Origin of the sequence: Geomonas diazotrophica (genome assembly GCF_019063885.1) — a bacterium.
In the GTDB taxonomy this organism is placed as follows: Bacteria; Desulfobacterota; Desulfuromonadia; order Geobacterales; family Geobacteraceae; genus Geomonas; species Geomonas diazotrophica.
The window spans coordinates 4,619,138-4,634,366 of sequence record NZ_CP077684.1 but is presented as its reverse complement, the minus strand read 5'-3'; the positions used below and the strand labels follow the sequence as shown (position 1 = coordinate 4,634,366).

Annotated in this window: 13 protein-coding genes, 1 tRNA gene and 1 other RNA gene; 8 read left to right on the top strand and 7 right to left on the bottom strand. The window is 62.9% G+C overall.

Annotated features, from left to right (window positions below; genetic code table 11):
- The 4 genes from dnaX to KP003_RS20510 all read right to left on the bottom strand — a co-directional run bounded on the left by dnaX (position 1) and on the right by KP003_RS20510 (position 2,518).
- Positions 1–1,755, bottom strand: coding sequence for a DNA polymerase III subunit gamma/tau (gene dnaX, locus KP003_RS20525; RefSeq protein WP_216497044.1), 1,755 nt, complete (start codon positions 1,753–1,755; stop codon positions 1–3).
- Between the two features lie 78 nt (positions 1,756–1,833).
- Positions 1,834–1,932, bottom strand: an RNA gene (gene ffs, locus KP003_RS20520) — signal recognition particle sRNA small type.
- A gap of 33 nt (positions 1,933–1,965) precedes the next feature.
- Positions 1,966–2,056: transfer RNA gene (locus tag KP003_RS20515), tRNA-Ser, on the bottom strand.
- Positions 2,057–2,179: 123 nt separating this feature from the next.
- Positions 2,180–2,518: a hypothetical protein gene (locus KP003_RS20510; protein WP_216497045.1), complete on the bottom strand. Its 339-nt coding sequence runs from the start codon at positions 2,516–2,518 to the stop codon at positions 2,180–2,182.
- Positions 2,519–2,726: 208 nt separating this feature from the next.
- On the opposite strand from KP003_RS20510, the gene mfd reads away from it, so the two are divergent.
- The 3 genes from mfd to KP003_RS20495 all read left to right on the top strand — a co-directional run bounded on the left by mfd (position 2,727) and on the right by KP003_RS20495 (position 8,258).
- Complete coding sequence (gene mfd / locus KP003_RS20505; RefSeq protein ID WP_216497046.1) at positions 2,727–6,200, top strand: transcription-repair coupling factor; 3,474 nt, start codon at positions 2,727–2,729, stop codon at positions 6,198–6,200.
- Positions 6,201–6,257: 57 nt separating this feature from the next.
- Positions 6,258–7,202 (top strand): peptidylprolyl isomerase, encoded by a 945-nt coding sequence (locus tag KP003_RS20500; protein ID WP_216497047.1) that lies wholly within the window; start codon positions 6,258–6,260, stop codon positions 7,200–7,202.
- 96 nt (positions 7,203–7,298) lie between these two features.
- Positions 7,299–8,258 (top strand): peptidylprolyl isomerase, encoded by a 960-nt coding sequence (locus KP003_RS20495; RefSeq protein ID WP_216497048.1) that lies wholly within the window; start codon positions 7,299–7,301, stop codon positions 8,256–8,258.
- Positions 8,259–8,347: 89 nt separating this feature from the next.
- Here KP003_RS20495 and KP003_RS20490 read toward each other — a convergent pair whose 3' ends face one another.
- Positions 8,348–9,244 carry a DnaJ C-terminal domain-containing protein gene (locus tag KP003_RS20490; protein ID WP_217300195.1) on the bottom strand — a complete coding sequence of 299 codons (897 nt, stop codon included), beginning with the start codon at positions 9,242–9,244 and terminating at the stop codon, positions 8,348–8,350.
- Positions 9,245–9,394: 150 nt separating this feature from the next.
- Between KP003_RS20490 and KP003_RS20485 the strand changes: the two genes are divergently transcribed.
- Positions 9,395–10,594: a protoporphyrinogen/coproporphyrinogen oxidase gene (locus tag KP003_RS20485; protein ID WP_216497050.1), complete on the top strand. Its 1,200-nt coding sequence runs from the start codon at positions 9,395–9,397 to the stop codon at positions 10,592–10,594.
- A gap of 76 nt (positions 10,595–10,670) precedes the next feature.
- On the opposite strand, the gene KP003_RS20480 is transcribed toward KP003_RS20485, so the two are convergent.
- The gene (locus KP003_RS20480) at positions 10,671–11,201 is read right to left on the bottom strand and encodes a hypothetical protein (RefSeq protein ID WP_216497051.1); all 531 of its coding nucleotides are present in this window, start codon (positions 11,199–11,201) and stop codon (positions 10,671–10,673) included.
- 136 nt (positions 11,202–11,337) lie between these two features.
- On the opposite strand from KP003_RS20480, the gene KP003_RS20475 reads away from it, so the two are divergent.
- Positions 11,338–11,814, top strand: coding sequence for a peroxiredoxin (locus KP003_RS20475; RefSeq protein WP_216497052.1), 477 nt, complete (start codon positions 11,338–11,340; stop codon positions 11,812–11,814).
- A gap of 74 nt (positions 11,815–11,888) precedes the next feature.
- Here the strand turns inward: KP003_RS20475 and KP003_RS20470 are convergent, their stop codons facing one another.
- A complete protein-coding gene (locus tag KP003_RS20470) occupies positions 11,889–12,260 on the bottom strand; it encodes a hypothetical protein (RefSeq protein WP_216497053.1) in 372 nt (123 codons plus the stop codon).
- Positions 12,261–12,486: 226 nt separating this feature from the next.
- Between KP003_RS20470 and KP003_RS20465 the strand changes: the two genes are divergently transcribed.
- From KP003_RS20465 to KP003_RS20455, 3 genes are all read left to right on the top strand, one after another.
- A complete protein-coding gene (locus KP003_RS20465; protein ID WP_216497054.1) occupies positions 12,487–13,026 on the top strand; it encodes an acyloxyacyl hydrolase in 540 nt (179 codons plus the stop codon).
- Between the two features lie 70 nt (positions 13,027–13,096).
- Positions 13,097–13,669, top strand: a complete 573-nt coding sequence (locus KP003_RS20460) for a GreA/GreB family elongation factor (protein ID WP_216497055.1) — start codon at positions 13,097–13,099, stop codon at positions 13,667–13,669.
- Positions 13,670–13,868: 199 nt separating this feature from the next.
- Positions 13,869–15,191, top strand: coding sequence for a GspE/PulE/PilB domain-containing protein (locus KP003_RS20455; protein ID WP_236026701.1), 1,323 nt, complete (start codon positions 13,869–13,871; stop codon positions 15,189–15,191).
- Positions 15,192–15,229 lie beyond the last annotated feature (38 nt).

Genomic DNA, 15,229 nt, shown 5'->3' with positions numbered 1-15,229 from the left:
TTATGATTTTGCCGCTTCTTTTTGCGGAAGTTCCTGCACCTCGGCGATCTCGCCGTCGAAAAGCTCCACCGCCACGGCTACCAGCGGATGCTCCTCCGCCTCGCGCCTCAGGACTGCCTTTCGCTCGGCGTCTTCAAGGCTTTTTTTTTCCGACAGGGTCGGGGCGGCGTCCGAGGGAGGCCCGCTCAGCGCGACCACCTTGACCTGGGTCGGGACGCCGAAATGGCCTTGGGCCAGGCTCTTCAGTTCGTTGATCTGCTCAGGATCCTGCAGCCGGGTCAGTTGGAAGGAGCCCTGCAGGCAGCCGATCTCCAGGACGCCCTGGGCCACCTTGACCGGGTAGACCTCTTCCAACGCGCCACCGAGCATCGGCTTCTTCGCCTTGACCGCCTGCACGAAGCCTCCCCAGAGGTCGCCGCCGGAGGCAAAGGCGGGCGGTGCCGCCTGCGGCTCCGCGGCGGGGCGCGGCGGGGCTCCCGCCACCGGTGCTGCCGCAACGGGAGCTGCGGCGGGGCGGGAGGGTGGCGACTGCTGCTGAGGCGGCGCCGACTGCTGTGCCGGGCGCGGCGCGGGGGAGGACGGGCGCGGCGCTTCGGCGCGCGGCGGCAACGGTCCCCCCTTTTCCAGGGCGTCGAGGCGCGCCAGCAGGTCCTGCACCGGGATGGCCGGGGCGAGACTCGCCATCTTGATCAGCGCCATCTCAAGGATCAGGCGCGGAAAGCCCGCGTGCGCCATCTCGGCCTCGGCCTTGAGCAGGATGGCCAGGTGGCGCTGCAGGTCCTGGACCGAGGCCTGCCCCCCCAGCGCGGTCAGCTCTCCCAGCTCGGCGTCCGAGAGCTCCAGCAGGTCACCCGGCTCCCCGACCGCCTTCAGGATGGCGATGTTGCGGAACTGGTTGATCAGTTCCTGGCAGAACTGGCGCATGCTGTAGCCGAAGGAATCGACCTGGGCCACGATACCGAGGGCCCCCTTGACGTCAGCCTCGAGCACGCTGCGGCAGCCGTCCATGATCAGGCGCCGGTCCACCACGCCCAAAAGCGCGGCCACGTCGGCATCGGAGACGCTGTTGCCACAGAAGGCGAGCACCTGGTCCAGCGTGGAGAGGGAATCGCGCATGCTGCCGTCCCCCTTCCTGGCCACGACCGAGAGCGCCTCGTCGGATACCTGCACCCCCTCCTGGTCCACGATGAAACGCAGCCTCGAGACGATGCGCGGCAGCGCGATCCGCTTGAAGTCGAAGCGTTGGCAGCGCGACAGGATGGTGATGGGGACCTTGTGCGGTTCGGTGGTGGCGAAGATGAACTTGACGTGCGGCGGCGGCTCCTCCAGCGTCTTCAAAAGCGCGTTGAAGGCGTTGGTGGTCAGCATGTGCACTTCGTCGATGATGAATATCTTGTAGCGCGAACGCGAGGGGAGGTACTTGATGTTGTCCCGCAGCTCCCTGATGTCGTCGACGCCGGTGTTGGAGGCGCCGTCGATCTCGAAGACGTCGACCGAGTTCCCCTCGGTGATCTCCAGGCAGGTGGAGCAGGTGTTGCACGGCTCCACGGTCAGGCCGCTCTCGCAGTTGAGTGCCTTCGCCAGGATGCGCGCAGAACTGGTCTTGCCGACCCCGCGGGCGCCGGTAAAGAGAAAGGCGTGTGCCACCCTGCCGCCGTCGATGGCGTTTTTCAGGGTCTGACTGACATGCTCCTGGCCGACCAGGTCGCTGAAGGTCTGGGGGCGCCATTTTCTAGCAAGGACAAGATAGGACAAGGCGGCGTACCTCTATGGCATCACGTGGTTCATGGTTCGTGCGGGGCGTGGGGCGGGCGGGGGGTTGCGGAAAGAGCTGATAGCTGGGCTACCCCGCGGCACACGGGGGCGGTTACTGCCGCTGCTTCCTTCCGGACCTGACGGGGTTCATAACCTTCCGTTGCGCGGGACCCAGCTATCAGGTCTATCCGCAAAGGGTAAATGTAAATATGGCGGAGAGAGAGGGATTCGAACCCTCGGTACGCTATTAACGTACACACGCTTTCCAGGCGTGCTCCTTCAACCACTCGGACATCTCTCCACAACAAGGAGGAGATATATAATACACGCCGCATTAATTGTAAAGCGAATTCTTCAGGGGGACGTAAAACGCCGGCCACCCAAGCAGCAACGGTGGGCCGGACCCGGCACCAGTGCGCTGCGGTCAACCGGCCAGTTCGTCGGGCCGGCGCCCCTTCTTACGCATGAGGATGGCCTGCAGGAGGGACTGCTTCTCTTTTTGCAGCAACTGCTTGGCGATGATGGAGCGCACCGAGAGGAGTTCCTTTCTGAGCGCCTCGGCGTTCTTCACCAGGTGCCTGGCCCGGGGGTCGCTCCGGACGTAGGGGGAGAGCAGGTGCACGGCCTCCGAGATCTTACGGCTGACCAGCACCCGTTCACGGTAGTCTTCCAGCCGGCCCGATTTGAGGCGTTCCTCTAGTGCAGCAAACTCCGCGCTGAAGTAATTTATCACGTCGGAGTGGAGGACATCTTCTTGTTTCATAGGCTCACCCTTAATTAAACTTCTCACAGCCGGTTCTCCTCAGGCTTCAAAAAGCTCTTCGGCAGCTCCCATTTTTTCTTTACTTTTATTTGGGGTCGCCGGAAAAACTTTGCCTGCCAACTGTCTGGATAATCGGCCCCGTTTTTGCTATGCTCAACCGGTGCTAAAGAGCTCCACCCACCAAAGCGAAAGGCCCCGCCCCGACACGATGACCATGCCCGAAGTGCAGTACCTGAAACAGCTCAACGAGAAACTGACCTCCCCCACCTGCCAGGTGAGCGTGGCGGGGCTGGAGGGGTCAGCGCCTGCCTACCTCCTGTCGCGGCTCGCCGATGACGGCGCGCCGCCCATGGTGGTGCTGACCGCCGACCAGGAGAGCGCGGACGAGCTCGCCCGCGAGCTTCGCTTCTTCGCCTCCCGTCCGGAGGCCGTGCTCCCCTTCCCCGCCTGGGATGTCACCCCTTTCGAGGCGGCATCGCCCCACCCGGACCTGGTCGGCGAGCGGCTGAACGCGCTCGTACGCCTCTTGGACGGCGGGGCGCGGGCGGTGGTGCTCCCGGTTGCCAGCGCCCTGCAGCGGGTCATTCCGCGCGACACCCTGGGCGGGGTCTGCCAGTACCTGGTGACCGGCGAGGAACTGGAGCGGGACGGCCTGGTCGAAAAGCTGGTGAAGCTCGGCTATTCCCACGTCCCCCTGGTCGAGGACCGCGGCACCTTCTCGGTGCGCGGCGGGATCCTGGACATCTTCCCTCCCGACCGGGAGCAGCCGGTGCGCATCGAGTTCTTCGGCGACCTGGTCGAGACCATACGCCTCTTCGATCCCGTCTCCCAGCGCTCCCTGGAGCCGCTCGAGGAACTGGTACTGCTCCCCTCGCGGGAGGTGATCCTCTCCGAGCAGGTGGTGAAGGAGCTCGCCCCGAGGCTCAAGCGGCGCTGCGACCACCTGGGCATCGGCGCCGACCGCCGCCGAGAGCTCCTGGAGCAGCTCCAGCAGGCCATCTATCCCCCCGGGGTCGAGTTCCTGCAGCCCCTGTTCCACCCGCAGTTGGAGACCATCCTCGATTACGCGGGGGAGGGCGCCGTCCGGGTGCTGGTCGACCCCGCCGCCATAGCCGATGCGCTGCAGCGCTTCGGGGAGGACCTGGACAGCGCTGCGAAACGCGCCGAGCTGCGCGACGCCATCGTCTGCGACCCCGCCGAGCTCTACCTCTCTGCGCAGGACCTGGAGCGCGCCCTCTCCAGCGGCCGTCGCCTGGAGTTCCCCCGCCTGGAGATCGAGGGGGAAGGGGGCGAAAGGCTCCGGTTCGCCTGTTCCGGCAACCAGGACTTGAAACTCGATACCAACCCGGAAGGGGAGCGGGTGCTGGCCCCGTTGACCGAGAAGGTGGTGACCTGGATTGCGGCGGGGAACCGCGTGCTGATCCCCTGCCACCAGGCCGGGCAGGCCAGGAGGCTCTACGAGCTCCTCTCGCACTACCGCCTCCCCCTGGAACACTCCCAGGATTCGTTCCGGACCGCCGCGGCCCGCCCCCCCGGCCGGGTAGAGATCCTGATCGGCGAGATATCCCGCGGCTTCCGGCTCGAGCAGGAGCGCCTGGTGGTGATCGCCGAGGAGGAGATCTTCGGCAAGAGGGTGAAGCGGCGCGGCCTCTCCGAGGCAAGGAAGCAGCAGCTTCTCACCTCGCTGGCGGAGTTGAAGCCGGGCGACCACATGGTGCACATCGACTTCGGCGTCGCCCTGTACCGGGGGCTGCAGCACCTGAGCCTCACCGGGATGGAGGGGGACTTCCTGCTCCTCGAGTACGCAGGGGGCGACAAGCTCTACCTACCGGTGGATCGCATCAACCTGGTGCAGCGCTACGTGGGAGCCGAAGGGATCGAGCCCAGGCTGGACCGCCTGGGCGGCGCCGGGTGGGAAAAGGCCAAGGCCAAGGCCCGCGCCGAGATCCAGGAGATGGCGGGGGAGTTATTGAAGATCCATGCCGCCCGCGAGATCCAGGAAGGGTACCGCTTCTCCCCCGCCGACGACATGTACCGCGCCTTCGAGGCCTCCTTCGCCTTCGAGGAGACCCCGGACCAGGCGGCCGCCATCGACCAGGTGGTCGCCGACATGGAGAGCCAGCGCCCCATGGACCGCCTGGTCTGCGGCGACGTCGGCTACGGCAAGACCGAGGTGGCCATGCGCGCCGCCTTCAAGGCGACCCTGGACGGCAAGCAGGTGGCCATCCTGGTGCCGACCACGGTCCTGGCCCAGCAGCACGCCGAGAGTTTCGCGGCGCGGCTCAAGGACTACCCGGTGCGGGTGGAGATGCTGTCGCGCTTTCGCACCCCGCAGCAGCAGAAACAGATCCTTGAGGGGGTGAAGAAGGGGGAGGTCGACATCGTGATCGGCACCCATCGCCTCCTGCAAAAGGACGTGGTCTTCAAGGACCTGGGGCTGTTGATCGTGGACGAGGAGCAGCGCTTCGGGGTGGCGCACAAGGAAAGGCTCAAGCAGTTCCGTGCCGTGGTGGACATCCTCACCCTCACCGCGACGCCGATCCCGCGCACGCTGTACATGTCGCTCATGGGGATCCGCGACCTCTCCATCATCGACACCCCGCCGGTGGACCGGCTCGCCATCAAGACCTTCGTCTCCCGCTCCTCCGACGAACTGATCCGCGAGGCCGTCCTGCGCGAGCTACGCCGCGGCGGCCAGGTCTTCTTCGTGCACAACCGGGTGCAGTCGATCGGCGCCATGGCCGAGGAGTTACGGCGCATCGTCCCCGAGGCCAAGATCGCCGTGGGGCACGGACAGATGGCGGAGAAGGAACTTGAGCAGGTGATGCTCTCCTTCATGCACGGCGAGGCGAACCTCCTTCTGTGCACCACCATCATCGAAAGCGGCCTGGACATCCCCACCGCCAACACGCTCATCGTGAACCGCGCCGACACCTTCGGGCTCTCCCAGCTCTACCAGCTGCGCGGCAGGGTCGGCCGTTCCAAGACCCGCGCCTATGCCTACCTGCTGATTCCCGGGGAGGGCTCCATCTCCTCCGATGCTCGGGAGCGGCTGAAGATCATCCAGGAGCTGACCGAACTAGGGGCCGGCTTCAGGATCGCCACCCACGACCTGGAGATCCGCGGTGCCGGCGATCTCCTGGGGGCGCGCCAAAGCGGCGACATCGCGGCGGTCGGCTTCGAGCTCTACACCGAGCTCCTGGACGAGGCGGTGCGGACCCTCAAGGGGGAGGCGCTCCCCGAGCGGGTGGAACCGGAGATCAAGCTCAAGGTACCGGCCTTCATCCCGGAGGATTACGTCCGGGACCCGAACCAGCGCCTGCTCATCTACAAGAAGCTGACCCAGCCCGCCGACGAGGCGGAGGTCGACGACATCCGCGAAGAGCTGGCGGACCGCTTCGGGCCGCTGCCGGTCGCGGCGCTCTACCTCCTGGAGGTGATGCGCCTGCGCGTCGCCCTGAAACGGCTCCTGGTGAAGGAGATCGAGTACTCCGGCAACGAGCTCTCGCTCGCCTTCCACGAGAGGACGCCGGTCTCACCGGACGCCATCACCGGGTTGTTGCGGAAAGAGAAAGGAAAATACAGGTTTACGCCGGACTTCCGGCTTTACGTGCGGGTCGCCGACTGCTCGTTCGACGGGGTGCTGGCGGAGGCCAGAAATGTCTTGAAATGCCTAGTGTGATATGCTAGCGTTCCCCGGATTGGAATAAATTTACGCTAATTACAAAAGGAGCCAATCGTGCACTTCAGCAAAACCACCGCAGTACTTTTGATCGCGCTCAGCGTTGCCTTTGCCGGCTGCAAAAAGCAGCAGGAGGCCACCGGGGCGAAACAGGAAGGTCCGGGTAAAGGGATCGTCCTCGCCGAGGTGAACGGCGCCAACATCACCGACAAAGATTTCTACAAGGAGCAGGCCGCCCTTCCTCCCCAGCTCAAGCCCATGACCGAAACCCCGGAAGGGAAGAAGGAGATGGTCGACACCATGGTGGTGCGCGAGCTGATCCTGCAGCAGGCAGCTAAAGACGGCATCGACAAGAGCCCGGAAGTGGCCGCCAAGCTCGAGGATCTGAAGAGGCGCGTCATCGTCGAGGCGTTCCTCAAGAAGAAGATCGAGGAGTCCGCCAAGGTGAGCGACGCCGAGATGCAGGACTACTACAACAAGAACAAGGACAAGTTCAAATCCGACGCCCAGATCAGGGCCAGCCACATCCTTGTGAAGTCCGAGGCGCTGGCCAAGGAGATCGAGAAGCAGCTCAAGGGTGGCGCAAGCTTCGAGGAACTCGCCAAGAAGAACTCCATCGACGGCGCGGCCCCGAAGGGGGGCGACCTCGGCTGGTTCAGCAAAGGCTCCATGATTCCTGACTTCGAAAAGGTGGCCTTCGGCCTCAAGGACGGCGAGACCTCCGGCATCGTGAAGACCCAGTTCGGCTACCACATCATCAAGAAGACCGGTTCCCGTCCGGCCGGCGTCCGCACCCTGGACGAGGCGAAGGACGAGATCAAGGCGGCCCTGGCCCCCGCCAAGCAGCAGGAGACCTTCAAAAAGCTCAAGGATGACCTGAAGAAGCAGGCGAAGATCTCCTTCAAGGAAGATGCCCTGAAAGAACTCGGCGGTGAAGGCGCCAAAGGCGGCGCGACCCATCCGGCCGACGCACAGCCGGCCCAGCCTGCACAGGCCAAGTAAGCGCAATCATTCAGGCAGCAACAGAATAAACAAACGGCCGGGCTAGTCCCGGCCGTTTTTGCACAAGCGCCGCCTCTGCGGCCACAGAGAGAACACATGGTCAAAATCATCATCGCCTGCAGCTTGCTTACCCTTCTCGCCGCAACCCCAAGCTTTGCCAACGCCAAACAGATCAGCAGCATCGCCGCCATCGTCAACGACGAAGTGATCACCAGCGTCGACGTCGACAAGGAACTGGCCCAGGTCCAGAAGGAGACCGAGAAACTTCCGGCTTCCGAGAAGACCGGGCTGCGCAGCGTAGCGGTAAACCGCCTGGTGGACCGTAAACTGGTCGAGCAGAAAATCCGCGAACTCGACATCAAGGTAAGCGACGAGGACGTGCGCCTGGCCATCGAGGACGTCAAGAAGCAGAACAACCTGACCCAGGAAGCGCTGGAGAAGGCGCTGGCCACCCAGGGGCTCACCGTCGAGCAGTACAAGGTGCAGCTCAAAGAGCAGTTGGAGCGGATGCGGCTCATGAGCCAGGAGGTGCGCTCCAAGATCCAGGTGGGCGAGCGCGAGATGCACGAATACTACGAGGCGCACCGGGCCGACTACGGCGGCAGCGAGACCTTCCACGCGCGGCACATCTTCTTCAAGCTGGACCCGAAGGGGAGCGCCGAGGATGCCGCCAAGACCCGGAAGCTCGCCGACGAGGTGCTGGCCAAGGCCCGAGGGGGCGAGGACTTCGTCGAACTGGCCAAGAAGTACTCCCAGGATCCTGCGGCCGCCAAGGACGGGGGGGACCTGGGAACCTTCAAGAGAAGCGACATGCTTGCCGAGATCGGCAACACCGTCGCCGCCATGAAGCCCGGCGAGGTGAGTTCGCTGGTGGAGAGCCCGGCCGGACTGCACATCATCAAACTGGAGCAGAAGAGCCAGGAGAAAGGGCGCCCATTCGAGGAGGTGAAGGACTCCATCGAGGAACAGCTCTACAAGAAAAAATCGGACGAACGCTTCAACCAGTGGGTCAAGGACCTGCGCAGCGCCGCCAGCATCGACATCAAGCAGCCCTGAGTTGCCGCTTCCAAAGACAAAAAATCCCCCTCGCCCGGTAACGGCGAGGGGGATTTTTTATTTCGAACTGTGGTGCCTGCCCGTGAAAGCTAGAGCCCTTCCGCCGCCAGTTGCTCCACCAGCTCGCGCTGGCGCGCAGTCGGTTTTTCGGGCACGTGCACCGCGATCCTCACGTACATGTCGCCACGCGCCTGCGACCCGAGCACCGGAAACCCCAGCCCCTTCAGGCGCACCTTGGTGCCGGACTGGATGCCGGCCGGGATCTTGATCCTCTTGGTCCCCTCCATGGTCGGCGCCTCGATCTGCCCGCCGAGTACCGCCTGTGAGAAACGCACCTCGTGGTTGAGCACGATGTCCGAACCCTCGCGCTGGAACAGGGGGTCCGAGCCCACCGTCACGGAGAGGTACAGGTCCCCCGCGGGGCCGCCCATGCGCCCCGGCGCGCCGCGCCCGGCAACCCTGAGCCTCGCGCCGGTCTCGATCCCTGCCGGGATCTTCACCGACAGCTCTTCGCGTGCGCCGTCGCGCATGAAGGCCACCCGTTTCTCGGCGCCGTCGTAGGCATCGCGGAAGGTGACCTGGATCTCCATGGAGAAGTCCTCTCCCTTGGCGGCCATGGGGCGGCCGCGGCCGCCGCCGCGCTGACGCCGCACCGCGTCGCCGAAGATGCGGGAGAAGATGTCGTCGGTGCCAAAGCCCTGATCGCGGAACATGTCGTCGACGTTGAAGCCCCTGAAGATATCCTCCTGCGAGAACCGCTCGTGGAAGTTGGTGGAGCCGAACTGGTCGAACTGCTCTTTCTTCTTGGGGTCGGAGAGGACCGCGTACGCCTCGTTGATTTCCTTGAAGCGCTCCTCGGCCTGCTTGTCGCCCGGGTTCTTGTCCGGGTGATACTTGACCGCAAGTTTGCGGTACGCCCGCTTGATTTCGTCCGCCGAGGCGCCTTTTTTGAGGCCGAGCACCTCGTAATAATCTCTTTGCGCCATGTTAGTTCCCTTTCATATTTCCTTCGTTTCAGCTCCACAGAATGTAATAGCTGACTGAGTCATTGTCAACATGTTGTAAACCTTGACAACCCGCGGCAGGCGCGCTTATATAGGCTGGAATTAACGACCCTTAAAAACAGGAGCTGCCAGATGAAGCAATTCGACGCCATCGTCATAGGTGCAGGGATCAGCGGTCTCAGTTTCGCAAGCCATACAGCTGCCAAGGGGCTGAATACGCTGGTTCTCGAGAAGAGCGACAGGCCTGGCGGCTGCTTTCATTCCCATCGTTTCGAGGGGAGCGCGGCCGGGTTCTGGCTGGAGCTCGGTGCCCACACCTGCTACAACTCCTACGGCGGTCTGCTGGAGCTCATGGAAAGGCATGCCCTGATGGCAAGCATCCTTCCCAGGGAGAAGGTGTCGTTCAAGATGCTGGTGAACAACGAGGTAAAGAGCATCCCCTCGCAGCTCTCCTTCCCGGAGTTGTTCTGCTCCGCGTGGAAGCTGTTCACCCTTAAGAAGGACGGCGCCAGCGTCGCCTCGTATTACGGCAGCATCGTCGGCCGAGGGAACTACGACCGGGTCTTCGGTCCCGCCTTCAACGCCGTCATCTCGCAGCGTGCCGACGACTTCCCGGCCGACATGCTGTTCAACAAGCGCCCCAGGAGAAAGGACGTCATCAAGAGCTTCACCCTGCAGGGGGGGCTGAACAGCGTCATCGACAAGCTGGCCGTCGCGGACCGGGTCACCCTGCAAACCGGCGCAGAGGTAGCCCGCATCTCCAAGGACGCGAACGTTTATACGGTGGAGTTGGCCGACGGGACCGCGTACCAGGCGCCTCGGCTCACCCTGGCCGCCCCTCCCCCCGCGAGCGCCAAACTCGCCGGGGAGATCGCGCCGGAGCTCTCAAAGGTGCTCACTCAGATCAAGCTCGAGACCATCGAGAGCGTGGGGTTCGCCGTACAGAAGAGCAAGTTGAAGCTGCCCCTTATGGCCGGTCTGATCCCGACCGGCGAGGAGTTCTACTCCGCCGTCTCTCGCGACACCGTGCTGCACGACAGCTACCGCGGGTTCAGCTTCCACTACAAAGCCGGAAAGGTGTCCCTGGAAGCCAAGCTGAAACGGATCGCGTCCGTGTTGCAGGTGCAGACCGACGACCTGGAGCAGGTGGTGCAGCGGGAGAGCCAGCTCCCCTCCCCGGTGGTGGGGCACAAGGCGCTCACCGACCAGATCGACCGCCTGGTCCAGGGGAGCAACCTCTACGTCACCGGCAACTACTTCGCCGGGATGGCCGTCGAGGATTGCATCGTACGCTCGAAGAAAGAGTTCGAAAGATTAGCCGCGTCGCTGTGACACCCGCGTCTTTTGGTGAAAAAAGCCCGCCCACGTCGTGGGGCGGGCGTTACCGAACCCAAAACCGCAACCGCTCTTAAAGCCTCCACCGCCACAAACACAACCCCAAAACCCCACCATAGAGCGCCACACCCGCCGGATTCGAAAAGGCGACCTTCAGATCCTGCCCTGACGGTATCGAGCTGTAGCTGAAAACATAAATGGCGACGTACATCAGGAGGGTGTGTGGCAGATCAGCAGGAAACCACGTACTCCACCCCAGGTACAGGTAATAGGCGATGACGTTCAACATAAGCGGCGCCAGCGCCGAGGGAAGCGCGGAAACCGGTCCCGGGCTGCTGATGGTAACCGAGCCGAGCACCCAACGCCCCGGGCCATCCCGGCGGGGTATGATGCTGAACCCTACGGGCCGCCCCCCGGTGACGGCGGCGACCACGAGGTGCGACAACTCGTGCAGCAGCGTCCCGGGGAGCGCCCAGCAGATCTGCCAAAAGGCACCTGCCCTACCCACCCGCGCCTGCAATACCGCCAGCGCGATCACCAGCAACACCCCCGCGAAGTGGTGCCACCTTCCAGGGTCCGCTGCCGCCTCCATGATACCGCCCATGTTCCCCCCTCCAGTTGACCAGCGGCAGCATACCCCGAATATCAGCCGGTGACAAGGCGTCATGCCTCTTGCGAACTACAGCCATTCTGCTATGGTTTATCGGCTAATGAGAAGCACGTCAAAGGAGGATGAAGCTATGTTTCTGGAAGGACAAAATGCCCCCGATTTCAGACTTCAGGGGAGTGACGGGAAGGCGCACACACTCGGAGATTATCGGGGAAAGCTCCTGGTTCTTTTCTTCTACCCCAGGGACAACACCCCTGGCTGCACGGCGGAGGCGGTAGGCTTTGCCAAGCTGCACCCGCTCTTCGAGCAGCTCGGAGCGGTGTTGGTCGGGGTCTCCAAGGATTCCATGAAGTCTCACGACAAGTTCATCGCCGACTTCAAGCTCCCCTTCACCCTCCTCTCCGACCCGGACGCCTCCGTTATGAGAAGTTACGGTGCCTTCGGCGAGAAGGTCCAGTACGGCAAAACCACCATGGGCACCATCCGTTCCACCGTGGTGATCTCACCGGACGGGATCGTCATCAAACACTGGCCCAAGGTGCCCAAGGCTTCGGAACACCCGGACAAGGTTCTGGATTTCTTCAAGATGCTCGCCAAAGGTCGCTAGGCAAAAGAAAAGGGGCGAAATCCTTCGCCCCTCTCTTCTTTCCCTGTGCAGCCGGCCGTTCCGAGGCCACCCGCTTAATCGACGTAATTGTAGTTCGTTTCACTGTCCAGGATCTTCACCATTGACTCGGCTGTGTACGGATACTCTGTTTCCGATTCCTCGACCTTCCTGTTGGGCGGCGGCGTCCAACGCAGCACCCAGTCCCCATCACGTTTCTCTTTGAACACTCTGCCCTGGCAGCGGGCTTCGAGAGTGCGCCACATCTCGTCTTCATTGATCAACTCGAAACCGTCGATCTTCTCACTTTCATTCAGGTTCTGCAGGAACCTGTCAAGCAGGTCGAAGTCAATGAAGTCCTCCTCATTGCGCCACCACTTGATGAATACACCGTCGGGGTGAGCACTCTTCGCCTCTCTGATCTCCTTTACCAGTTGGTATCCTTTCATGGCCACCTCCTTCGGGCTTGTTCCTGCCTGCCTCATTCTGCCTTACAGGGCCTATTAAATAGTACATCCGGCGTTACTTTTCCGCAAGCGACAGTATCAGCCACCGCCCGCCGGCCGTCGCGGGAGAGCGGAATCTCAACGATGAGATCTGCACCCAGCCGCTTGAATTTCAGAAAATTGCAGCTTAAATGTTACATCGTTAACCACACCTCACTCGGAGCCCGCCATGACAAGGATCTGCTGCCTGCTGCTGATTGCATTCGCTCTGTCTCTGGGTGCAGAAAGCTACGCGTGCGCCAACAGCTGGGGCCCCTTCGGGGTGCGCGGGGGGATCGCCGTGGACGGCAGGGACAACGGCGCCGAAATCTTTGAAACCTTCGCCACCTACCAGCTCCCCTGGAACCTGCGCAGCAAGGGTGGTTGGGGCGTGTCCACCCAGGTTTCTCTGACGGCCGGGGTCCTTTCCAGCGGCGACGACCTCGGATTCATCGGCTCGGTCGGCCCGGCCTTCGGCATCGGCAATCCCGACTCCGTCGAACTCGACCTCGGCGTAAGCATCGCCGTGCTCAGCCGTGACGAGTTCGGCGGGAGAGATTACAACGGCATCGAGCAGTTCATCTCCCATGCCGGCCTCATCTATCGCTTCACCCCGTCCTTCGCGCTTTCTTACCGGTTCCAGCACATGTCCAACGCCGGCCTGAACGGGTATATGAACCCCGGACTCAACATGCACCTCTTCGGGATCAACTGGTACCCGGAGAGGTAACCATCTTCCTTTTGACAGATCCCCTCCCGCGTTATACTATCGGTGCCCTGCAACGGCCGGGGTAAGGGACATGATCACGCCAGCTGCCGGTGATCCAGGGTTGAAGCACTCCCCGAAACGTCCCGGTACGCCGGCACGACAATTCACCTTAGGAAGGTTTCCCATCGTTACCACCAGAAAGAGCCGGCTGCACCGGCTTATCATCGAAAGACTGGCGCAGGATCTGTCCGTTTTGTCCAATGCCGCCAAAACCGCTCACGAAGCCGCCATCCACGAAGAAAATGTCCCGGATAACAAGTACGACACGCTGAGCCTGGAAGCATCATACGTCGCGCAAGGGCAGGCGAATCGGGCCCAGGAGCTGAAGCGCGCGCTGCAGGCGTACCAGCGCCTCACCCTGCACCCCTTCGGCGAAGGGGACAGCATCCGGCTCACCGCCCTGGTGACGCTCGAGGACGAGGAGGGAACAGCCAAGACCTTCTTCATCGGCCCACAGGAAGGAGGCCTCAAACTGCAGCTCGACGGCGAGGAGATACTGGTGATCACCGCGGCCTCCCCCCTGGGGAGCGAGCTGATCGGGAAATCGCTGGGAGACGAGGTGGAACTGGGAAGCAGTTGCTACGAGATCGTCGACGTTTGCTGATCTGTGCAACCGGCCGTTTGCTATTGACATTGCCCTACGGCGGCTCTAAATTAGCGCCTGATTAACAACGTCGTTTCTCTGCCACTCCGGCAGGTCGGCCGCGCAGGCTTCGACCGGCGCCGCCCCCTCGTCGTCATGGCGTTGGTTCAATGAATTGCACGTGTAATTTGATGTTTTGGCGGAGGGTAGCTTGGAAAAAATGCGGTTAGGCGAAATGCTGGTTCAGGCGGGGAAGATCACGCCGGCCCAGCTCGATGAGACGCTCAAAGGTCAGGCCATATTCGGCGGACGTTTCGGTACCAACCTGGTGGAAATGGGGTACCTGGACGAGCAGGACCTGGCGGAGTTCCTGAGCCAGAAGATCGGCATCGCCCACGCCGCTCCGGGCCAACTGCTCGACATCCCCCCCAACATCATCAAGCTCATCCCGTTCGACTACGTCAAGAAGTACAAAGCCATTCCGATAGCGCTCAACAACCGTAAGGTCACCCTCGCCATGGTGGACCCCACCGACCTTCACGCCATCGACGAGATCGCCTTCGCGACCGGCTATATCATCGTACCGGTGATCGCGCCGGAACTGCGCATCGTGACCGCCTTGGAGAAGTACTACGGCATCAAGCGCGAGGTGCGCTATATCAGCGTCGAAGGGGGCAGCAGAAGCCGGAGCAGGCACCATGCCGCCCATTCCCCCACCCCACCTCCGGCCAAGCCTGCGGCACGGGTGGTGACAGCTCCCCCTCAGCCAGCGCCGCCCAAACCGACGCTCGAAGAGTGGCCCGTTCACATGGAGGAGGAGATCCTCGATCTTCCCATGCTGGAGGAGTTGAGCCTGGAAGTGCTGGAGCAGGCCGAGGTGGCAACGGCGCCGGCAACGGCCGCGCCAGTCGCCCCGCCAGTCGCCCCGTCTCCGGCACCCGAGGCAGCGGCGCCCCCGGCGAGCCAACCGTCCACCCAACAGGCCGCGGCCGCCGCACCGCCCCCTGTGGCAGTGGCCGAGCTGTACCAGGAGGAGATCGAGGAACCGGAGCAGGATTACTCGTTGGAAAGCGTCCTGGTCGGGCTGGCCGAGGCGGACGACCGCGACTGGATCGCGGAACTGATCACCGGCCACCTGGGGCCCCAGTTCAAACGGGTCGCCTTCTTCCTGCTGCGCGGCGGGCACGCCACCGGGTGGATGGCACGGGTCGACAACAAGCTTGTCCCCGAGTTCGAGGGGCTGGAGCTTTCACTGGACGAACCGTCGGTGCTGAACGTGGTGAACCAGAGCAAGAGCTTCTTCCTGGGGCCGATGCCCCCCACCCCCGGCAACCAGGCCATCATGGAAGCCCTCGGGGGCGGTACCCCCTTCAACAATTTACTGGTGCCGCTGCTGATGATGGGGCGCGTGGTCGCCGTCTTGTACGTCGGCGGGGGCAGCTTGCCCCTCGACGAGAAACTTCCCGAAATACAGAGGCTGATAGGGAAAGCGGCCATGGCTTTCGAGATCCTGATACTGAAGAGCAAGATTATGATGACATGATCTAATGATCCGATCACCGTCCGCGGACTAATTGACTT